Raw genomic sequence first — 21,708 nt, 5'->3', positions numbered from 1 at the left:
TGTTCAAATGGCGATTCAGCGTTTAATTGGTTTTGGGAAAAAAGAAGAGTTTAAGGAAATTTTGGCAATTTTAAGAAAGCAGAATCCTGATAGGATAAGGGTTCTGTGAAATTTGTCGTGTACAGAGCAGATAGATATAAAAAAACCCGCTTTCGCGGGTTTTCTTTTTCAAAACTGATCAGATCAACCAATCAATTTCTTCATTAATTCATTCACTTGAGCAGGGTTTGCTTTACCCTTAGATGCTTTCATTACTTGACCCACAAGACCGTTGAATGCTTTCTCTTTACCAGATTTAAACTCTTCAACCATCTTCTCGTTAGCAGCAAGTACTTCCTTAATAATCGCTTCAATCGCACCTGTATCAGTTTCCTGTTTCAAGCCTTTTTCCGCAATAATCTCGTCCGCAGTTTTGCCTTCTTCCCACATAAAGCCGAACACTTGTTTCGCGATCTTACCGCTGATGGTATTGTCCACAATACGCGCGATCATACCGCCAAGTTTTTCAGCAGATACAGGAGAATTCGCTAATTCTAAGCCTGCTTTGTTTAAAGCACCTGAGAATTCACCCATGACCCAGTTTGCAGCAATCTTACCTTGTGCAGCGCCACCAGCAGCTTTCACGACATCTTCGTAAAACTCTGACATTTCACGAGTCAGCGTAAGAACGTGAGCATCGTACTCAGTCACACCAAAGTCAGCTACAAAACGCGCACGACGTGCAGCAGGCAGCTCAGGCATGGTCGCTTTAATCGCTTCAATCTGTTCGTTTGGAATGACTACAGGCAATAAGTCCGGGTCTGGGAAGTAGCGATAATCGTTCGCTTCTTCTTTCGAACGCATTGAACGCGTTTCCATTTTCACAGGGTCGAACAAACGCGTTTCTTGGTCGATGGTACCGTCCCATTCCAGGATTTCCATTTGACGTTCAATTTCAACATTAATCGCCTGTTCAATGAAACGGAATGAGTTTAAGTTTTTCAATTCACAACGTGTACCGAACGGTTGACCTGGACGACGTAAAGACACGTTACAGTCAGCACGGAATGAACCTTCGGCCATGTTACCGTCAGAGATCCCTAACCAACGCACCAAAGTATGAATCGCTTTAATGTAGGCAACCGCTTCTTCAACAGAGCGCATATCGGGTTCAGATACGATTTCTAGAAGAGGTGTTCCTGCACGGTTTAAGTCGATGCCTGACATGCCTTCGAATTGGTCATGGATCGATTTACCTGCATCTTCCTCTAAATGCGCACGGGTTACGCCAATGCGTTTGGTGGTGCCATCTTCAAGCTGGATGTCGATATGACCCAAGCCCACAATCGGGTTGTCCATCTGGCTAATCTGGTAGCCTTTAGGCGAATCCGGGTAAAAATAGTTTTTACGCGCAAATACTGACGCTTGGTCGATGTAGGCATCAATCCCCAAACCAAAGCGAATTGCCAGATCAACCACTTCTTTGTTCAGTACAGGCAGTACACCTGGCATGGCTAAATCTACAAGGCTGGCCTGAGTATTTGGATCATTACCAAACTCGGTTGATGAACCGGAGAAGATTTTAGAGTTGGTCGCAAGCTGGGTGTGAATCTCGATCCCAATGACAACTTCCCAGCCATCAATCAGGTTAGATTTTGGTTTCGCGTTATTCTTCGCCATTATGCGTTCTCCTCAGCAATTGCCGCACGTTGAGTATGCCAATCGGTGGCTTGTTGGTACTGATGTACCACAGACAACAATTGAGATTCTGACCAGTAGTTACCAATCAGCTGTAAGCCAACTGGCAGGTTGTTCTGGTCAAAACCAACAGGGGCATTAATGGCAGGAAGACCGGCCAGGTTCACCGCAAGGGTGTAAATATCACCCAGATACATTTCTACCGGGGTCAGGTCAGCACCTACTTTATAGGCGGTAGTCGGTGCAGATGGCGCAGCAATCACATCCACCTGTTCAAAGGCTTTCAGGAAGTCTTGCTGGATTAAGCGGCGGACTTTCTGCGCTTTTACATAGTAGGCATCGTAATAACCGGCAGACAGGGCATAGGTACCAATCAGGATACGGCGCTGAACTTCAGCACCGAAACTTTCTGAACGAGAACGTTTGTACAGGTCCAGAATATCTTTTGGATCTTCACAGCGATAGCCATAACGTACGCCGTCATAACGTGACAGGTTTGAAGATGCTTCTGCTGGTGCAATCAGGTAATAGGTTGGTACATAGGCTTCAGTCATGTTGAGATCAACCTCAACCAGAATGGCACCCATCTCTTCTAATTTTTTCAGCGATTCTTCAACGCGCGCTTTTACATCTGCGGCCAGACCGGCAACATTAAAGTACTGTTTTGGAATGCCAATACGTAAACCTTTTAACGATGTACCGTTTAGATTTGCCACGTAATCATCGACATCTTTCTCGACCGACGTTGAATCTTTGGCATCATGACCCGCCATCACGTTCATCAGATACGCACAGTCTTCCGCAGAACGTGCCATTGGACCGCCTTGATCCAGTGATGATGCATAGGCAATCATACCGAAACGCGATACACGGCCATAAGTCGGTTTCAGACCGGTCAAGCCACAGAAAGAAGCTGGTTGACGAATCGAACCACCGGTATCGGTACCGGTTGCAAATGGTGCCAGATCAGCCGCGACCACCGCAGCCGAACCGCCTGAAGAACCACCCGGTACACGATCCAGTGCCCACGGGTTTTTGGTTGCGCCAAAGTATGAGCTTTCCGAGGTCGAACCCATTGCGAATTCGTCCATGTTCACTTTACCTAAAGTGACTAAGCCAGCAGTTTTACCTTTGGCAACCACCGTAGCATCGTAAGGTGAAATAAAATTATCCAGCATTTTAGAACCAGCGGTGGTTTTAATGCCTTGGGTACAGAAAATATCTTTATGCGCAATAGGCACACCGGTCAGCACACCAGCGCCGCCAGCTTGACGCAACGCATCGGCAGCATCGGCTTGGGCCAGCGCCTGTTCCGCAGTTACGGTGACATAGGCATTGACCTGGGCATCAATTTTTTCGATGCGTTTTAAATAATGTTCGGTCAATTCGCGAGCAGAGAATTTTGCATTGGCTAAACCCTCAGTCAGTTCACGAATGGATAAGCGATGTAAATCTGTCATGAGAAATATTCTTTACCTGAATTCAACAAAAAGATGAGCGCTGAAAAATTATTCAATTACGCGTGGTACCAGATACAAACCGTCCTGCACGGCAGGTGCAACGGCCTGATATTCCTCACGATGGTTATCTTCAGACACCACATCTTCACGTAGCGGTTGAGGGTGGTCAAATGGGCTTTTGAGTGGCTCAACGCCATCGGTATTGATGCCTTTTAAGGTTTCCATCATGCCTAAAATTTTATTTAGACTTTGAGCATATTCAGCAGATTGCGTATCATTGAGCGACAACCGAGCAAGATTGGCGATTGCTGAAACTGTTTGTGCATTTAAATCTGCAGAATGCTGTGCATCCGATGTAGACATAACATCACCTAATCAGTATTAAAAATTTTCAAAATATCGTGCGTTATAATAAGCGATTGACTTGTCCAAAGCATCACATTTAGTTAAAGTTGCCAACTTGCGTCCACATAAAGTTTAATCGAGAACGACTCCGTGATTCTAAAACGACTAATTGGCTTGTTTTCACCAGATCTAGCCATTGATTTAGGTACAGCAAATACACTTATTTATGCGCCAGGACGAGGCATTATATTAAATGAACCGACGGTTGTGGCAATTCGTCACAGCGGTTCACAGAAAATCGTTGCCGCAGTCGGTCTGGATGCTAAACAGATGCTGGGTCGTACACCTGCCAATATTTCTGCCATTCGTCCAATGAAAGACGGCGTCATTGCCGACTTTGAAGTGACTGAAACCATGCTGAACCAGTTCATCAGTAAAGTGCATGAAAAGCGCCTGTTTCCGCCTGCACCGCGCGTGGTGGTGTGTGTGCCATGCAAATCGACGCTGGTTGAACGTCGCGCCATTCGTGAGGCAGTGTTTAATGCCGGTGCGCGTGATGTCCGTTTAATTGAAGAACCGATGGCTGCAGCAATTGGTGCCGGTATGCCGGTTGAGCAGGCGTGTGGTTCGATGGTGGTCGATGTGGGCGGTGGTACAACTGAAATTGCGATTATTTCGCTACAAGGTTGTGTCTATGCAGATTCACTGCGTATTGGTGGTGATGTGTTTGATGAGCAGATCATCAACTATGTCCGTAAAGCGCATGGCTGTGTGATTGGTGAAACCACAGCAGAAACCATCAAGAAAGAAGTGGGCATGGCAGTTCCTGAAGAGGGTGCGAAACCACTGGAAATTGAAGTGCGTGGCCGTAACCTGGCCGAAGGGGTACCTCGTGCCATTACCGTGACTTCTGATGAAATTACCCAGGCGATTTCTGATCCGCTACAAAATATTGTGTCGGCAGTAAAATCGGCGCTGGAACAAACACCACCAGAATTGTCTTCCGATATCGCCGAGCGCGGTATTGTCCTGACCGGTGGTGGTGCCTTGCTGCGTAATCTGGACAAGCTGTTGGCCAAAGAAACCGGCTTGCCAGTGGTCGTGGCTGAAGAGCCTTTAACCTGTGTCACCCGTGGTGGTGGCAAGGTGCTGGAATTCTTTGATAATCCAAACCATGACATGTTATTTGTAGGCTAATCAAAAGGACCCGGCGGTGCAATCACATCTGTTTTCCAGACAACCGCCATCTTTTCGCTCCTTTATTATTGCGGTCATTACATGCCTGGTGGTGCTGTTTTTTAACTGGCGCATGCCGCATGTAATTCAACCGGCAAGGGATCTCTTGTACGCAGCATATAATCCGATTTATGCGCTGGCAAGTTATCCGGTGTTGTCGCGAGAATGGCTAAGTCAACAAAGTAAATCTGAAGCCCAACTGCGTCGTGAAAATACCGCGATGCAGGCCGAGCTGCTTCAGGCGCAGGTACGCCTGCAAAAACTCTCCGAACTGTCTGCTGAAAATACCCGTTTACGTGGCTTACTCGATACGCCGCTGATCATTGACGGACGCATGGAAATTGCCGAAGTGATTGGGACCGATGCCGATCCGCTACGGCATATTATTGTGATTAACCGCGGTGCCAACCGTCAGCTCAAAGTCGGGCAAACCGTGCTGGATGATCGTGGCATTATGGGCCAGATTGTTGATGTCTATCCGCATAGTAGCCGGGTAATGCTGCTGTCCGATAAAGAACATTCGCTGTCGGTACGTCTGGAACATACCGGTATGCGCGCGATTGTTTCGGGTACGGGTGATCTAGGCCGTTTAAAAATGGAATATGTGCCGACCAGTGCCAATATCAAAGTCGGTGAAAAAGTCTATAGCTCCGGACTTGGTGAACATTTCCCGGCAGGCTATCTGGTCGGAACTATTTCCAAGGTCAGCCGGCATAACTCAGGCGAGTTTGCGCAAATTGATGTGATTCCTGCTGCACAGCTGGCCGGTGGACATCATGTGGTGGTGTTATTCTCTGAATCCTTATCGCGGGAGCAGCCACATGCCAATCGCTAAACTGGGCCAGCGTAAACCCAAAGATCCTTTATTCCCGATTATTTTCTCGGTCATTATTGCCTCGGTGCTGCTGGTTTATCCCTTGTCTTATGCCTTATCGGGCTGGCGTCCGGTATTTATGATGATGGTGATGCTGTTCTGGGTCATGAGCCAGCCGACCTGGTGCGGCGTCTGGTTTGCCTTTGGCACCGGCCTGTTTGCAGACTTGCTGCTGGATGCCCCGCTGGGCATGAATGCCTTAAGTTTTGTATTAATTACTTTTGTGGCGCGATTCTTGACCCGTGAACGTCGGGTGATGACTTTTGCCAATTTATGGGTGATTGCCAGTATTGCCATTGTGGTCCATCTGGCGCTGATCTGGCTGTTACAGGTTATGGCCGGTATTGAATTTCCATTTGCCCGTCACTGGCAACCGGTGCTGTCCAGCATTCTGGTCTGGCCGGTGCTGTATTATCTGCTACGAAAATGGCGCAGCGTATAATTCTGGCCTCCAGCTCACCTCGACGCCGTGAGCTGCTTGCACAGTTGGGGCTGCAATTTGAGATTTACAGCCCGGACATCGACGAGTCTATTTTGCCAGATGAGCCAGTTGAGCAGTATGTTGAGCGGCTGGCCTGTGCCAAAGCTGATGCTGTGTTGGCACGTTTTCCAGAGGCGATTGTGATTGCCGCTGATACCAGTTTGGGCGTTGATGGGCAGATTTTAGGAAAACCAGAATCTAAGGCGCATGCCTTTGCCATGTGGCAGCAGATTTCCGGTCGAAAACATGATGTATTTTCAGGTGTTTGCGTACGCACAAAAGCAGAAAAATACAGTATAGTGGTACGTACCCAGGTTGAATTTCAAGCGCTGAGCCTGAGTGACATGGAGTGTTATTGGGCCAGTGGAGAGCCGGTGGGCAAGGCGGGAGCCTATGCCATACAGGGCATTGCAGCACGTTATATCCCGCGTATTGAAGGCAGTTATAGCAACGTGGTGGGATTGCCGCTGCATGAAACCGTACAGTTATTACAGACAGTTAAGGCACTAAATTAACTGCTGCTACAAGAATTTTTATAAGGCTTTGAGTTGTATTATGTCTGACGAGTTGTTGATTAACGTCACGCCTATGGAATGTCGTGTCGCGTTAATTCAAAACGGCACGGTCAATGAATTATTTGTTGAACGTACCGCCAAACGTGGTTTAGTAGGAAATATTTATAAAGGTAAAGTGGTACGGGTGCTGCCAGGTATGCAGGCCGCCTTTGTCGATATTGGGCTGTCACGTACCGCTTTTTTACATATCAATGACATGGTCTGGCCACGCAGCCAGCCGACCCCGAATGTTTTCGAGCTGTTACAGCCGGGGCAAATCCTTACCGTGCAGGTCATGAAAGACATGCTCGGTACCAAAGGTGCGCGTCTGTCGACCGATCTGTCAATTCCTTCGCGTTATCTGGTATTGATGCCATTTGGCAGTCATATTGGCGTATCACAGCGGATTGAGTCGGATGAAGAGCGTGACCGTTTACGTTCGATGATTGAACGGATTCAGAAACAGCATAAACTGCCGGGCTCGGTGATTGTTCGTACCGCTGCAGAAGGGGTGGAAGAAGCTGCCATTGCCCAGGATATGGCCTATTTGGCCAAGCTGTGGGAGCATATTCAGCGTAAACAGAAAATTATTGCGGTGCCGTCTTTAATTTTTGAAGAGCTACCTTTACCGCAGCGTGTGATTCGCGATCTGGCCAATGAAGAAACCGCCAAAATTTATGTCGATTCACGTGAAATCTATGCCAAGCTAAAAGACTTTGTCGATGAGTTTGTGCCGAATATGCAAAATCGCTTGTTGCATTATCCGGGTGAGCGGCCGCTGTTCGATTTATACAATGTCGAAGAAGATATCCAGAAGGCGCTTCAAACCCGCGTGGCGCTGAAATCGGGTGGCTATCTGATGATTGATCAGACCGAAGCCATGACCACCATTGATATCAATACCGGTTCTTATGTCGGCGGGCGTAGTCTGGAAGACACGGTCTTTAAAACTAATATGGAAGCCACACAGGTGATTGCACGTCAGTTGCGACTGCGTAATCTGGGCGGGATTATCATCATTGATTTTATTGACATGCAGGAAGCACAGCATCGTGAAGAAGTGATGGGCCAGTTCGAGAAAATGCTGGAACGCGATCATGCTAAAACCAAAATTACCCAGGTGTCTGAACTGGGTCTGGTGGAAATGACCCGTAAGCGTACCCGTGAATCTCTGGAACATTTGCTGTGTGAGTCTTGTCCAACCTGTCAGGGCCGCGGTTATGTGAAAACAGCCGAGTCAGTGTGTTACGAGATTTTTCGAGAAATTATGCGCTATGCACGTGCCTTTGAATCTCAGCGTGGCTTTACTGTCGTTGCCCATCCATCGGTGATTGACCGGCTGTTAACCGCAGAAGCACCAGCCGTCGCGGATCTGGAGCATTTCGTGAATCGTGTCATAAAATTCCAGGTTGAAAATTTATACACGCAAGAGCAATACGATATCATTTTAAGCTGAAATTGTAACAGGATATCGTTAAACAGTTGTTACATCTGAAATTTTACTTTTTTAGGTAGATTCACAATACTAAGCATACACCAGAGCCAAAGCCGTAATCTCCCTTACGGTTTCAGCAAAATGAGGTCTATCATGGGTATGAGCGAAGTCGTGATTAATAAAAGTCTTAAAGTTTTAGAACCAAAAACTGTACACAGTGCGGCGTATATCGTAGATGAGCAAGGTAAAGAAGTACAAATTACTACCGCCATGATTCGCACCGTCTGTCAGCAATTATTAAAACAATGTCGAACCATTAAAAGTTAAGGGGCCTTTTGAAAGCCCCTTAATTTTTTCTCTTATCATTACAATTTTAAAAAAGAGATTCATACTTTTCGTCTGAATCTCGATATTCTTCCGGCCTGGGCCGAGTCTTTCAACTGACTTTTTGTTCCACCTCGTCCAAGGTCACATCTACCGTTTCAATAATCCGTTCAAAACGCTGAATTTCATCTTCCAGATGCTGTAACAGGTTCTGCATTTTTGGCAGGGCATTGCGACAGGCCGTTAAACCGACTTCCAGCTTGTCCTGATAACTGGTCATGGTGATATTCAGCGCTTGACCATCCAGCACAATTGAAGCCGGATACAGTGCTTCGAGTTTGGCACCATTCCAGTACAGCGCTTCACGCGGTCCCGGTACATTGGAAATGACCAGGTTAAAGGCCTGACGTTTTGGCATTAAACCAGACACAATGTTTAGGCCGGCGGCGCTATAAACAAAGGCGCTATAGTTCAGAATCTGGTTGGCATTCATGCGTTTAAAGCGTTCTTTGGCATTCAGCACGCTGCGGCGAATAATGCTGAGACGTTCCAGCGGATTGTCCTTGTGCGTCGCCAGGTTGGCCAGAATCATGGTAATCCGGTTGGATACATCGGAATCATCGCTACGGACTGAGGCGGGCACCATGGCAATTAGTGGTTTTCTTGGCAGGGCATTCTGGCTGAGTAAATATTCACGTAAGGCACCTGAACAGATGGCCAGCACAATGTCATTAATCGTCACGCCTAGGGCCTTGGCAATTTTATGCAGACGGGCAAACTCATAGGACTGTGCAGCAAAGCGGCGTGAAGAACTGACGCGCTGATTCAGAATTGAACTTGGCGCCTGGAAGCTGGAGACATAATCCGGATTACGGCCCATATCTTTCATTACGGTTTGTGATAACTCGTACATGACTCGCGGTGTGGCTTCCAGTTGGCTTTTCAGGCCTGCCGCAATATTCTTGAAGCGGCTGGCTTTCGGCTCTTTCAGGCGTTTGGCGCGGCGGCCTTCTACACACCAAGGCGGTACAATACTTTTGGCATCCGGATCGTGTGAGAGCGATTTTTCCAGTAAGCGCATGCCGGCAATGCCATCAACCATGGCATGATGGATTTTGAAGTACATAGCAAAGCGGTTGCCTTCAATGCCTTCAATAATATGACAGGTCCACAGCGGTTTGGCGCGGTCAATCAGCGCGCTGTGTTCTTGAGAAATATAGGTCAGTAATTCACGGATTCGTCCCGGATGAGGCAGGGCGATATGACGGAAATGATGGTCCAGATCAAATTCAGGATCTTCATCCCAGAATAGTCCATTTAATTTATTGTTAAATGGTGGAATCGGCATCGATTGAGAATTACGGATGTCTTCGACCAGATCTTGAATAAAGGTTTCAGGTGCGTTCTCTGGAATCTGAAATAGGAATAACCCCCCAACATGCATTGGTTGCTGGCGTTTTTCTAAAGACAGAAAGATAAAATCAATCGGATGTAATGGACGCATAGCGTTAATTGCCTCACTGCAATATGACCGACCCTCATTGGAACGGCTTTTTAGAATTATAGGTGAACTGACTTAGTATATAGTGTTTATCATATAAACGCGGAACTTTGTTTATTCTGTTGCGTAAAAAAATAAACCACTGCTGGGCAGTGGTCTAGCGCATTTATTTTTTCAGATTTCCGGCGTGAAGTCCACATTCTTTATGGGTTGCATCTTCCCACCACCAGCGGCCTTCGCGTTCATGCTGGTTTGGTAACACCGCACGGGTACAGGGTTCGCAGCCAATCGAAATAAAACCTTTTTCATGTAATGGATTATATGGAATTTCCATTAAACGGATGTAATTCCAGACATCGCTGCTGGACCAGTTGGCCAGCGGATTGTACTTGATCAGCTGTTTGCCAGGACCAGAAAAACCCGGGTCAGCCTGAATCACCGGAATCTCGTTACGCGTGCCCGGACTCTGGTCTTTTCGCTGACCGGTAATCCAGCCATCTAGCGTGGCCAGCTTTTTACGCAGCGGCTGAACCTTACGGATGCCGCAGCATTCCTGATGACCGTCGGCGTAGAAACTGAACAGGCCTTTTTCATTAACCAATTGCTGAATGGCTTCAGTTTCCGGGAAACAGATTTCAATTGGAATATTATAGTGCTTGCGAACGGTTTCAATAAATTGATAGGTTTCGCCATGCAAACGGCCGGTATCCAGGCTAAAGACACGAAAAGGCAGACCTAAATTGGCTGCCATATCAATCAGCACCACATCTTCAGCGCCTGAAAAGGAAATCGCAATTTCACCTGGCTGGCTGAGTGCCAGTTTTAGAATTTCACTTGGAGATTTATCTGCATATTCGGCGGCAAGCGCGTCAACGAGATCAATAGTGGGAATGGTAGTCATAATATTCCTGGCTATAGGCTTGGAGATGACAAAACCTATATTAATTTATTTCGGCTGTATTTTAATAGAAATGCCAAAACCGACTTATCACTAAAAAATCAATGCTTATGAAAAAAATAGATTTAAAAAAGAACAAGTCAAAAGCACGATCTTGGTCTATGATAGAGCAAATTTTTTTCAATGACAGATATGGGGAGCATTCATGGAAGTTGTATGTCTTGATCTTGAAGGTGTGTTGGTTCCAGAAATTTGGATTAACTTTGCAAAAAAAACTGGGATTAAAGAGCTAGAAGCGACAACCCGTGATATTCCTGACTATGATGTATTAATGACACAGCGTTTGAATATCTTAAAACAGCATGGTTTGGGTTTAAATGATATTCAGGAAGTGATTGCCGATATGGGCCCATTTCCGGGTGCCAAAGAATTTGTGGAATGGCTACGTACCCATTTCCAGCTAATTATTCTATCTGATACATTCTATGAATTTGCTCATCCGTTAATGAAGCAACTGGGCTGGCCAACTATTTTCTGCCATAAACTGGAAACTGATGAAAATGGCATGATCACCGCGTACAAGCTGCGTCAACCTGACCAGAAGCGTCAGGCGGTAAAAGCATTACATGGTTTGAATTTCCGTGTGATTGCCGCAGGCGATTCTTATAATGACACCACTATGCTTGGCGAAGCCGATGCCGGTTTCCTGTTTGATGCACCTGAAAATGTGATTGCAGAATTTCCACAGTTCCCGGCCATTCATGGCTATGAAGCGCTAAAAGAAGCGATCCGTAAAGCTTCTGTGCGTGATATTCCAGCTTAATGGATACCCGCTGAACTAAGGAAAGCCGCAAATTATGCGGCTTTTTTATTGAGATTTTCATTCATTAAAACAATAAAAAAGGGCGCCCGAAGGCGCCCCCAAACAAGCTTTGCATCAAGAGAGTGTTTTAGAAGCGGTAGCCGATTTTTAGACCATAACCCAAAGCATAGTTGTCTTCAAATTCACCAACGTCTGTTGTACCCGTACGTGCAGTGGCATCACCCAACCAGAAGTATTTTACGCCAGCTTGAATAAAATAATTTTCCGCAGGGCTATATTGACCACCTAAACCTACGCTCCAGAAGCCTTCAACAGGGCCTAAAGTAGTTACAGGGTTACCTGCACCAGAATCCCAACCTACAGATGCAGAACCAGACCATTTGCTAGTAAATTTATGACCTACACCAACGGTTGCAGAAATTTGATCATCTGAATAGTCAATTAAATTTTGAGCTTTACCTTTAGCGAGTTTACTAGCACTTGCTAAAGCTGCTGGGCTTACGGCAAACTGATCCCAATGTACCCAACGTAGATTAGCAAAAGCTAAAGTATCTTTTGCAATACCTGTTTGGAAATCAATATTTACAGATTGTGGTGTAACCACTTCTGTTTGGCTTGTCATAGAACGTAGATCAATACCGTATGATGGAATATAAACATTTGAAGTTTCTGTAGTATCTAATTCATGTTTAATTTCAGAGCGATACGTGATCGCTGCTTTTAGAGCAATTTCAGGGATTTGGTAAGCTGCACCAGCTAACCAACCAAATGCATCGTCTTCTTTCAGGTCAATGTTGTAGCCAGAAAGTAATAAGTAGGCTGTACCGCGTAAAGATACATTACCTTTAACTGTTTGATAAACAGGACCTGCGTAGAAATTCCAGTTTTCTGTAGGTTGGTAACCAATTAAAGCTGAAAGATTGTGTGTTTCTACTTCTACTTGGGTTGCTTCACCATTCGCGCCAAAAACTGGATTATTTGAAGGGTAGAGAGATTCGGCGCCAAATGGTTGGTCATATAAAAGACCTATAGAAATGTGCTCAGTTGCTTGTACTTTAATCGCAGCAGAAGGGAAATAATAATCTTCCGCCATATCGTTAACTTTCAATTGATTAGATTGAACTTTGGGATCTAAAACTGAAATACCTGCTTCTGCATAATTACCCGGTTGTAAAAATGCAGCAATAGATTGACCAGAACGGTCTAAACCAGCAGCAAGCGCAGGTGTAAGTGGGAGAGTACTAAGTAAAATAGCCGAATAAATTTTATTGAGCTTCATGGTCGTTCCCTGATGCTTTATGTAACAAAAAGTGCAGGAAAAGTAACATATTTGAAAAAAGAGTAAATGCTCAACTTCGCAGAATAAATGAACTGAATAAGTTATAAATAGCAGTTGATTAGAGTGAAAGTACTATTTTTAGGTCTTAAGTAAATGAATTTTATTAAATAATTTTTTAGGGTGGTATTTGGGTAAATATGTGTTTAATTGTTTTAAATTTGAACATTTAGTTAACACTTGTATAAAAAAAGAGGAGTTTTAAGTGCAAAAAAAGCCACCTCGAAGGGTGGCTCTTTTGAAAAATATTGGAATTAGAAGCGGTAACCCATTTTTAGACCGTAGCCCCAAGCATCGTTATCTTCAAATTCTGCTACATATGAATCTGAGCCGAAGTCCGAAGCTACTTGCGCTTTAGCATCACCAAGCATGAAGTATTTTACGCCACCAGCAATAAAGTAGTTTGCTGCTGGGCTAAATTGTAAACCTAAACCTACGTTCCAATAACCTTCTGTTGGACCAAGGGTGGAAACAGGGTTACCTGCACCAGAGTCCCAACCTACAGAAACGTTACCTGCCCATTGTTCATTAAATTTACGGCCTACACCAACAGTTGCAGAAATTTGGTCATCGGTATAACCCACAATATCAAAGCCATTTGGATTATTTGGTGCAGCTCCTACTACTCCTAAGACTTCAGAAACTGCCCCAAATTGTTCAGGACGAATCGTAAACTCTTTCCAGTTTACCCAGCGTACATTGGCAAAAGCTACAGTATTTGCCATTACACCTGTTTGGAAATCCAGGTTTACAGATTGAGGAGTAGTGATTTTTGTTGAAGAAACAACATCATAAACAGGATTTTGACCTGCCATAGCAAGAATATTACTTTGACCATACTCATTAGTGGTTAAGTCATGGTCAATTTCTGAACGGTAGGTAAGAGAGGCTTTTAAAGCGATTTCAGGGATCTGGTATGCTAAACCAGCAAGCCAACCTACTGCAGAATCTTCTTTCATATCTGCATTATAGGCACCTAAAGCAAGATCACTGCCGTATGCAAGACCACGTAACTGCACATTACCTTTTGCTGTTTGATAAACTGGACCACCGTAAATATTGAAGTTCTCCGTTGGTTGGAAACCAAATAACATTGTTAAGTTTTGGGTTTTAACTTCTACTTTGGTACTTTCAGTACCATTGTGAAATACACCGCCACCTAATGGATGAGCAAAGTCAGCAGTTGAGTAAGTAGCCTCTGCACCAAATGGTTGGTCATAAATCAAACCGAAAGATACGTTATCTGTTAGTTGTAATTTAAGAGCTGCGCTAGGGAAATAATAGTCGTCACCCATGTCGCTTAAACTAGTATTTTGGTATGCAGGAGCTAATGCGGCTGCATCACCAGCAGGAACCCATGAGTTACTTACTTTTCCAGAAACACTAGGATCTAAAACAGAAATACCTGCTTCAAAGTAGTTACCCGGTTGTAAAAACGCAGCGATAGATTGACCAGAACGATCTAAAGCTGCGGCAAAAGCACCGGTCATTGGTACTGTCGCCAAAATCATTGCTGCGCTAAGCGTTTTTAATTTCATTCTTCATTTTCCCTTGATGCACAAAGTTTTAACAAAATTTTCTGATGCTTGTTTGTTTGTTGACTCTGGAGAGATCAGTGTTTTATCACTGAAATCCTTTGTTACTCCATGTGACAAAAATAGCACAATTAAAATAAGAGTAAATGCTCTACATGAACTATTGAGTATAAAATCCAACCTCATTAGAGCTTAAACTCTAAATTAATCTTATTTTTTTATTGTTATTTATTGATAAATAATAAAAAAATTATAAAAAGAGATGTTTTTTTAATATTTTCAACTGATTGAAATTTGATCAATTTTAATGGCTGAAAATTTGATGCTTATTTCTTTGAAACTATAATTTTTGAGATTTAATTCAAAATTTTAGAGACGGGCATGATCTCAAAAATCAGGTGATTAGTGGGTTAAAAACAGAAGCAGCTATATCGTTGCTCCTGATCTGTGGAATTTAAGCTGCATCTAGCCCCGTTGTGATTAGCTTTGCCCCTGTAGCAGCCTGAATTTGTGCAAGGGTCACATCTTTGGCCAGTTCTACGAGCTTTAAGCCCTGTTCAGTCACATCAATCACGCCGAGATCACTAATAATCCGGTTGACGACACCTTGACCGGTCAGGGGTAGGCTACATTCGGAAAGCAGTTTTGGACTGCCATCTTTGGCACAGTGTTCCATGAGCACCACGACTTTCTGTACCCCAACCACAAGATCCATGGCGCCGCCCATGCCTTTGACTTTTTTACCTGGAATCATCCAGTTAGCCAAATCGCCATGTTCCGACACTTCCATGGCACCTAAAATGGCAATGTTGACATGTCCGCCACGAATCATGGCGAAGGACTCTGCGCTCGAGAAAAATGATGCACCCGCTTGTGCGGTTACAGTCTGTTTCCCGGCATTAATTAGATCGGGATCAACCGTGTCCTGAGTTGGAAACTCACCAATGCCCAGCAGGCCATTTTCAGACTGTAGCCAGACGTTAATATGTTCTGGAATATAGTTGGCGACCAGAGTCGGCAGGCCAATCCCTAAATTAACATAAAAGCCATCTTGCAGTTCAAGTGCAGCACGCTGGGCCATTTCATTTCGGGTCCATGCCATGGTTTAAGCCTCCGCCTTTAAGGTCATCTGTTCAATCCGCTTTTCGGGTGTGCTGTTCAGTACCACGCGGTTGATATAAATTCCAGGTAGATGAATCTCATCCGGGTCCAGCTCGCCGATTTCCACAATCTGCTCGACTTCCGCAATGGTAAATTTGCCGGCCATGGCACATTCAGGATTAAAGTTACGGGCAGTTTTGCGGAATATTAAATTTCCGGCTTTATCTGCCTTGTAAGCTTTAATTAGGGCAACATCAGCCGTTAAGGCGTGTTCTAGAATATAGGATTTTCCCTCAAATTCACGGACTTCTTTGCCTTCGGCAATCAGCGTGCCGACCCCGGTTTGTGTATAAAATGCCGGAATCCCCGCGCCGCCAGCACGTAATTTTTCTGCCAGTGTGCCCTGAGGGGTCAGTTCCACTTCCAGTTCACCGCTTAAATACTGGCGCTCAAATTCCTTGTTTTCACCAACATAGGAAGAGATCATCTTTTTAATCTGTTTGGTCTGTAGCAATTTACCCAAACCAAAATCATCGACTCCGGCATTGTTGGAAATACAGGTCAGTCCCATCACCCCGGTATTTTTTAGCGCTTCAATTAAGGCTTCAGGAATGCCACAGAGGCCAAAACCACCCACTGCGAGAGTTTGCTGATCGGCCACCACATCGGCCAACGCCAGCTCAGTAGTTGCTACTACTTTATTCATCTGTTTTAACCTGCTTGTTTAGCTGTCGACTTTGGCACTGCCAGCGTTGTTGTCTAACTCGGAGGCATGCAGGAAATGGGTATGATGCGGCGCGCGTTTGGTCTTGCTCCATTGCTCCAGCATTTCATGCTTCATGTCTTCGGTAATCAGGGCGATTTTTTCTGGCGCAGCTTCATCATCGTAGGCCAGTTCCAGACGATGGCCATTCGGATCAAAAAAGTAAATTGAATGGAAAATGCCATGATTGGTCACGCCTAAAACCTCGACACCATTGGCTTCCAGATGCGCTTTGGCTTCGAGCAGTGCAGCGCAGTCTTTGACTTTCAGGGCGATATGCTGCACCCATTTCGGGGTGTTTTCATCACGGCCCATTTCTGGCTGGGTCGGCAGTTCAAAAAAGGCCAGTACATTGCCATTGCCGGCATCCAGGAATAAATGCATGTATGGGTCAAAGGCTTTGGTCGACGGCACATAGTCTTCGGCAAAAGCCAGAATAAAGTCCATATTCAGGTTTTTTTTGTACCACTCGACGGTTTCTTTGGCATCTTTACAGCGATAGGCAACATGGTGAATTTTTTCAATTTGAATGGTCATGGTTCAATATCCTTATTGATGAATCTTAAGCGGCATCTGCCTGTGCTTCGGGTGCGGCCTGTTGAAATGAAGGCAGAGTGAGACAATGGCTATAAATCGCGGCAATTTTTGGAAAGTCGGTTAAATCGACATGAAAGCGCTGGGCGTTATAGACCTGTGGAATCAGGTAGCAGTCTGCAAAAGTGGGCTGATCGCCAAAACAGAAACGGCCATTGGAATCGGTCAATTGTGCCTCCAGACTCTGAAAGCCCAAAGTCACCCAATGCTGATACCATGCCGTTTTCTGTTCATCGCTGAGTTGTAGCGTTCCGCTTAAATATTGCAGCACGCGCAGGTTATTAATCGGATGAATATCGCAGGCAATGCTCTGGCAAAAGGCGCGGATTTTGGCGCGTTGCTGTAGATCGGCCGGTAACAGGGCTGGCTGCGGATATTTTTCTTGCAGATATTCCAGAATGCTCAGCGACTGGCTCAGCTGAAAATCATCCTCCACCCAGGCCGGAATCAGGCCGCTTGGGTTGATTTGACGATAGGCAGGCTGATGCTGTTCGCCGCCATTGTTTAGCAAATGTACCGGAATAATCTCAGCTTTTAAGCCCTTCAGGTTCAGCGCAATCCGCACCCGGTAAGCAGCTGAACTGCGAAAATAACTATACAGTTTCATGGGCAGCATCCTGCGCTTCATCTGTGGAAAAGTTAAATTGCACTGCAGGCAAGACGGTGCCGCTGACTTCACCAAAGCCAATGCGCAGGCCATCTTTTTCACAGTAGCCTTTCATGATTAGCGTGTCGCCATCTTCTAGGAAACCACGCTGTTGACCGTTGGCCAAAGTTAACGGTTTGCTGGTGTTCCAGGTCAGTTCCAGCAAGGAGCCATAAGAATCCGGCGTTGGACCAGAAATGGTGCCGGAACCCATTAAATCGCCAACCTGAACATTACAGCCTGAAACAGTGTGATGGGTCAGTTGCTGTGCCATCGACCAGTACATATATTTAAAGTTGGTCTGGCAGATCACATCGCTCTGTTCCGATTGTGCGGCTTTGAGCTCAACCGACAAATGGATGTCATAGCTGTTATCGACCTGTTCTTCACGTAAATAGGCCAGGGGACGTGGCTCTTGCACCGGGGTACGGGTTTTAAACGGTTCCAGCGCCTCCATGGTCACAATCCATGGTGAAATGGATGAAGCAAAGGTCTTGGCATTAAACGGCCCTAAAGGCACATATTCCCATTGCTGGATATCACGTGCTGACCAGTCATTGAACAGCACCATGCCAAAAATATGCTCCCAAGCATTCTCAATTGAGATTGGTTCACCCAGTTTGTTGGGTTTGCCAACAATAAAGCCGGTTTCCAGTTCAAAATCGAGTTTACGGCAAGCCGAGAAAATTGGACGTTCGGCATTTGGTAACTTGATCTGGCCAGATGGGCGTACCACCGGTGTACCACTCACCACCACAGAACTGGCGCGGCCATTATAACCGACCGGTAATTCTGACCAGTTCGGTAATAGCGCATTTTTTGGATCGCGGAACATGCAGCCGACATTGGTGGCATGTTCTTTAGATGAATAGAAATCGGTATAGCCCGGAATATGTACCGGCAGATGCATATGCACTTCTGCCTGAGCGAAGAAAGCCTGCGCACGTAAACTGTCATTGTCACGTAATGTCGGGTTGCCGGCAGACAACAGGCTTTGTAATTCCTGACGGATTTTGCGCCAGTTGTGTTGACCTGATTCAATAAATTTATTCAGGGTTGGCTGATTAAAATAACTTTCGCCGGCCTGAATGCTGAGAAAACCGTTCGCTTCCAGCACAGCCAAATCCACCACCCATTCACCTAAGGCCACCCCAATACGGCGATGGCCCGTTGGGCTTTCGCTAAATACGCCATACGGCAGGTTCTGAATCGGGAAATCTGAATGTGCTGCAACGTCTACAAATGCTTGCTGAGTCATATGGGGTTCCTGCATATCTCGATGAAAACGGTCCAGTGTTTTCGATCTGGGGGAGTGATCTGGATCACTTGATTTTTGTCATAAATCTCATCATACTCATTTTTATTAATTACGCAATAGTTAATTAAATTACGAATATCGTAAAAATGTAAATAAAAGAATTCTGCAGAGATGCATTTATAAATCAGAACAGCACGCTAAAATGCTCGGTGTTTACAGGAGAGTAAAATTCTTATGTCAGAAAAGAATCAGGTGGGCGTGCAATCTTTAGAGGTGGGTTTAACCGTGCTGGATGCGCTGATGACCTATCGTCATCCGGTCATGCTCAAAGATTTATCTGAAAAACTGGCCATGCATCCGGCCAAGGTGCACCGTTATATGGTCAGTCTGGTACGTATGAATTATGCCAAGCAGCTGGAAGATGGTCGTTATGCACTGGGCGATCAGGCTTATCGTTTTGGTCTGAGCTGTATCCAGCGCAGTGACAGTCTGCAGGCGGCACAGGCACAGATTAATGAACTGCACCGGCATTTGGATTGTGGATTGCAGATTAGCAAATGGACGACGCAAGGCCCACTGATTGTACAGTGGCTGGAGCCGAATCAGCCAGTTTCGGTAATTACCCGTGTCGGTTCGATCATGCCGATGCTGAATTCGGCCACCGGCCGGGCTTATGCTGCGTTTATGCCGGAAGCATTGGTGCGACCTTTGCTGGAAAAAGAATGGCAGCAGCATCAGGCACAGCAGAAAGTGGTCTATCCGCAGAACTGGGATGAATTTTTAACTTTAAAACAGCAGATTCTAAGTGAAGGTGTGGCCACGGTCGCAGGCGATTTGCTGGCCGGAATTCATGCGATTTGTGTGCCGGTATTAAATCAGCACCATGAAATTGAATATGCGATTTCGGTGTTGGGCACTGCTTCGGATTTGCCGCTGGATATGCAGCATCCAAAAATCCAGTATTTAAGAGAGATGGCAGCACGTTTAAGCGCACAGTTACAGCCGATTTAAAATGGTGGGGGAATTCGCCAAGGCAGCTACGCGAGTTGCTTCATCTCGGTGAAGTGCTGAAGATAAAAAAGGAAGGAGATGCGCCTTCCTTTTTTATAGATACGATGGTGTGCCCTGCGGGACTCGAACCCACGCCGGTCGCTTAGGAGGCAACTGCTCTATCCAGTTAAGCTAAGGGCACAAAACGCCCTTAATTTAGCTGAAAAAAAGCTGAAAAAAAAGTTATTACCGAAGTAATAACTTTTTCTTTTGTCAGTAAAAATAACTTAGCTGTTTTTTTGTTTTAGCAATTTAAACAGACCCCACATCAGCACAATCCAGACCGGAATCATATACACCGATTCGCTAAAGCCTTGGGTCCACATAATGTACAGGATGGTGGCAATAAACAGCAGCACAATCACGTTACCCACAGGCGACCACAATGCTGGGAAAGAGGTAGTTTGACCTGAGTTTTTCATGGCTTGAATAAACTTCAGGTGGGTCAGAGTAATCATGGTCCAGTTCAGTACCAAGGCACCGACCACAATATAAATCAGGTGACTTAAAGCATCTTCCGGTACAAAGTAGTTCAACAATACACAGCCAAAAATCAGCAGGGCAGAGAACAGCACCGCAGGAATTGGTACGCCTTGCTTGTTCACTTTTAGGAATACTTTTGGCGCATTGCCTTGTTGGGCCAGACCGAACAGCATCCGGCTATTGGCATACATACCACTGTTATAAACCGACAGCGCCGCCGTTAAAATAATAAAGTTCAGCAGATGTGCCGCCCAGCCAATGCCTAACTGGCTAAAGATCATCACGAATGGGCTTTTATCCAGACCGCCCAGTTCCAGCTGATTCCATGGCACTAACGACAGTAAAATCGTCAATGAACCAACATAGAAAATCAGGATACGGAACACCACCTGATTGATGGCTTTGGGAATGGTCTTTTTCGGATCCTGCGCTTCTGCTGCTGCCATACCAATTAGCTCGATCCCGCCAAAGGCAAACATCAGGAAGGCCAGCATGAAGAATAAGCCTTCAAAGCCGTGCGGGAAGAATCCGCCATGGCTCCAGAGGTTGCTAAATGAAGCAGTCGAGTTGGCATCTGCGGTCAACAGGAGGTACAGACCAAAAATGATCATCGATACTACTGCGGCCACTTTAATAATTGCCAGCCAGAATTCTGATTCCCCATAAAATTTTACATTGCCGAGGTTGATCAGGGTAATGACAATAAAGAAAAACAGGACCGAGGACCAGGCCGGAATATGCGGCCACCAGTAGTTAATATATTTGGCGACAGCGGTGAGTTCGGTCATGGCGACCAGAATATATAAAATCCAGTAATTCCAGCCGGCCAGGAAGCCAGGGAATTTCCCCCAATAGCGATAAGCAAAATGGCTGAAAGAACCTGCAACCGGTTCATGAACAATCATTTCGCCCAGTTGGCGCATAATTAAAAATGCAATCAAACCCCCAATCGCATAGCCTAAAATAATAGAGGGACCTGCGGATTGGATGACTTGAGCGGAACCTAAGAATAAGCCAGTACCAATCGCGCCGCCCATGGCGATGAGTTGGATATGACGGTTCTTTAAGCCACGCTGAAGTTGAGAAGACTCGTTGTTCAAAGTGTTCAGCCCGACAATGTATAATAAGTGGCTCGATTGTAATAGATAGTTGCAAATTAGCCTAGTAGATCACCAGTCGCTTCAGAACAGCTCATAAAATCGAAAAATGGTCATTTTGTTGAAACAATAATTGAATCAAGATATTAATTTTATTAGCTATATTTTTTTAGGCCTGAAAATTTCAAGTCTGCAGCCAAAGGTTTGGGTAAATTTTATACTTAAGTCCAGTTCGCC

The 21,708-nt window shown here is 45.5% G+C and carries 21 protein-coding genes and 1 tRNA gene; 8 read left to right on the top strand and 14 right to left on the bottom strand.

Annotation, left to right across the window (positions count from 1 at the left end; genetic code table 11):
* Nucleotides 1–183 precede the first annotated feature (183 nt).
* From gatB to gatC, 3 genes are read right to left on the bottom strand one after another with little or no spacing between them, the layout of a single operon-like run.
* On the bottom strand, nt 184–1,659 hold the full coding sequence (gene gatB, locus FTU86_RS10725; protein WP_180036581.1) for an Asp-tRNA(Asn)/Glu-tRNA(Gln) amidotransferase subunit GatB: 1,476 nt from the start codon (nt 1,657–1,659) through the stop codon (nt 184–186).
* Nucleotides 1,659–3,137 carry an Asp-tRNA(Asn)/Glu-tRNA(Gln) amidotransferase subunit GatA gene (gene gatA / locus FTU86_RS10720; protein WP_180036580.1) on the bottom strand — a complete coding sequence of 493 codons (1,479 nt, stop codon included), beginning with the start codon at nt 3,135–3,137 and terminating at the stop codon, nt 1,659–1,661. Before gatA ends, gatB begins: the two co-directional genes overlap by 1 nt.
* A gap of 48 nt (nt 3,138–3,185) precedes the next feature.
* A complete protein-coding gene (gene gatC / locus FTU86_RS10715) occupies nt 3,186–3,500 on the bottom strand; it encodes an Asp-tRNA(Asn)/Glu-tRNA(Gln) amidotransferase subunit GatC (RefSeq protein WP_045796270.1) in 315 nt (104 codons plus the stop codon).
* 132 nt (nt 3,501–3,632) lie between these two features.
* Between gatC and FTU86_RS10710 the strand changes: the two genes are divergently transcribed.
* From FTU86_RS10710 to FTU86_RS10685, 6 genes are all read left to right on the top strand, one after another.
* Nucleotides 3,633–4,679, top strand: coding sequence for a rod shape-determining protein (locus FTU86_RS10710; protein ID WP_005179708.1), 1,047 nt, complete (start codon nt 3,633–3,635; stop codon nt 4,677–4,679).
* 16 nt (nt 4,680–4,695) lie between these two features.
* The gene (gene mreC, locus FTU86_RS10705) at nt 4,696–5,553 is read left to right on the top strand and encodes a rod shape-determining protein MreC (protein ID WP_005179707.1); all 858 of its coding nucleotides are present in this window, start codon (nt 4,696–4,698) and stop codon (nt 5,551–5,553) included.
* The gene (mreD, locus tag FTU86_RS10700) at nt 5,540–6,034 is read left to right on the top strand and encodes a rod shape-determining protein MreD (protein WP_104487525.1); all 495 of its coding nucleotides are present in this window, start codon (nt 5,540–5,542) and stop codon (nt 6,032–6,034) included. Before mreC ends, mreD begins: the two co-directional genes overlap by 14 nt.
* Nucleotides 6,019–6,588: a Maf family nucleotide pyrophosphatase gene (locus FTU86_RS10695; RefSeq protein ID WP_104490205.1), complete on the top strand. Its 570-nt coding sequence runs from the start codon at nt 6,019–6,021 to the stop codon at nt 6,586–6,588. Before mreD ends, FTU86_RS10695 begins: the two co-directional genes overlap by 16 nt.
* Nucleotides 6,589–6,628: 40 nt before the next feature.
* Nucleotides 6,629–8,083, top strand: coding sequence for a ribonuclease G (rng, locus tag FTU86_RS10690; protein ID WP_075168139.1), 1,455 nt, complete (start codon nt 6,629–6,631; stop codon nt 8,081–8,083).
* A 132-nt stretch (nt 8,084–8,215) separates the two neighbouring features.
* Nucleotides 8,216–8,389, top strand: coding sequence for a PA1571 family protein (locus FTU86_RS10685; RefSeq protein WP_005179698.1), 174 nt, complete (start codon nt 8,216–8,218; stop codon nt 8,387–8,389).
* 109 nt (nt 8,390–8,498) lie between these two features.
* Here FTU86_RS10685 and FTU86_RS10680 read toward each other — a convergent pair whose 3' ends face one another.
* Both FTU86_RS10680 and FTU86_RS10675 read right to left on the bottom strand, forming a co-directional pair.
* Nucleotides 8,499–9,890, bottom strand: a complete 1,392-nt coding sequence (locus tag FTU86_RS10680; RefSeq protein WP_005179696.1) for a wax ester/triacylglycerol synthase family O-acyltransferase — start codon at nt 9,888–9,890, stop codon at nt 8,499–8,501.
* Between the two features lie 163 nt (nt 9,891–10,053).
* Nucleotides 10,054–10,788 (bottom strand): phosphoadenylyl-sulfate reductase, encoded by a 735-nt coding sequence (locus tag FTU86_RS10675; protein WP_075168140.1) that lies wholly within the window; start codon nt 10,786–10,788, stop codon nt 10,054–10,056.
* Between the two features lie 202 nt (nt 10,789–10,990).
* On the opposite strand from FTU86_RS10675, the gene thrH reads away from it, so the two are divergent.
* A complete protein-coding gene (gene thrH, locus FTU86_RS10670; RefSeq protein ID WP_075168141.1) occupies nt 10,991–11,608 on the top strand; it encodes a bifunctional phosphoserine phosphatase/homoserine phosphotransferase ThrH in 618 nt (205 codons plus the stop codon).
* A 127-nt stretch (nt 11,609–11,735) separates the two neighbouring features.
* Here the strand turns inward: thrH and FTU86_RS10665 are convergent, their stop codons facing one another.
* From FTU86_RS10665 to fahA, 7 genes are all read right to left on the bottom strand, one after another.
* Entirely contained in the window at nt 11,736–12,887 is a 1,152-nt protein-coding gene (locus tag FTU86_RS10665; RefSeq protein WP_180036579.1) for an OmpP1/FadL family transporter, read from the bottom strand.
* A 311-nt stretch (nt 12,888–13,198) separates the two neighbouring features.
* Nucleotides 13,199–14,482, bottom strand: a complete 1,284-nt coding sequence (locus FTU86_RS10660) for an OmpP1/FadL family transporter (RefSeq protein WP_180036578.1) — start codon at nt 14,480–14,482, stop codon at nt 13,199–13,201.
* Between the two features lie 451 nt (nt 14,483–14,933).
* Nucleotides 14,934–15,581: a 3-oxoacid CoA-transferase subunit B gene (locus tag FTU86_RS10655; protein ID WP_163141373.1), complete on the bottom strand. Its 648-nt coding sequence runs from the start codon at nt 15,579–15,581 to the stop codon at nt 14,934–14,936.
* Nucleotides 15,582–15,584: 3 nt separating this feature from the next.
* The gene (locus FTU86_RS10650) at nt 15,585–16,286 is read right to left on the bottom strand and encodes a CoA transferase subunit A (protein ID WP_180036577.1); all 702 of its coding nucleotides are present in this window, start codon (nt 16,284–16,286) and stop codon (nt 15,585–15,587) included.
* Nucleotides 16,287–16,304: 18 nt separating this feature from the next.
* On the bottom strand, nt 16,305–16,880 hold the full coding sequence (locus FTU86_RS10645; RefSeq protein ID WP_180036576.1) for a VOC family protein: 576 nt from the start codon (nt 16,878–16,880) through the stop codon (nt 16,305–16,307).
* A gap of 25 nt (nt 16,881–16,905) precedes the next feature.
* Entirely contained in the window at nt 16,906–17,544 is a 639-nt protein-coding gene (maiA, locus tag FTU86_RS10640; protein ID WP_180036575.1) for a maleylacetoacetate isomerase, read from the bottom strand.
* Complete coding sequence (gene fahA / locus FTU86_RS10635) at nt 17,531–18,841, bottom strand: fumarylacetoacetase (protein ID WP_180036574.1); 1,311 nt, start codon at nt 18,839–18,841, stop codon at nt 17,531–17,533. The genes maiA and fahA overlap by 14 nt, the downstream gene beginning before the upstream one ends.
* A gap of 234 nt (nt 18,842–19,075) precedes the next feature.
* On the opposite strand from fahA, the gene FTU86_RS10630 reads away from it, so the two are divergent.
* Complete coding sequence (locus tag FTU86_RS10630) at nt 19,076–19,852, top strand: IclR family transcriptional regulator (protein ID WP_005179671.1); 777 nt, start codon at nt 19,076–19,078, stop codon at nt 19,850–19,852.
* A gap of 105 nt (nt 19,853–19,957) precedes the next feature.
* On the opposite strand, the gene FTU86_RS10625 is transcribed toward FTU86_RS10630, so the two are convergent.
* Nucleotides 19,958–20,033: transfer RNA gene (locus FTU86_RS10625), tRNA-Arg, on the bottom strand.
* Between the two features lie 85 nt (nt 20,034–20,118).
* On the bottom strand, nt 20,119–21,474 hold the full coding sequence (locus FTU86_RS10620) for an amino acid permease (RefSeq protein WP_075167139.1): 1,356 nt from the start codon (nt 21,472–21,474) through the stop codon (nt 20,119–20,121).
* Between the last annotated feature and the right edge of the window lie 234 nt (nt 21,475–21,708).

Origin of the sequence: Acinetobacter sp. YH12155, from assembly GCF_013418255.1 — a bacterium.
Lineage (GTDB): Bacteria > Pseudomonadota > Gammaproteobacteria > Pseudomonadales > Moraxellaceae > Acinetobacter > Acinetobacter indicus.
Note: the sequence above shows the minus strand (reverse complement) of the source record. Positions and strands in the feature narration are given on the sequence as shown.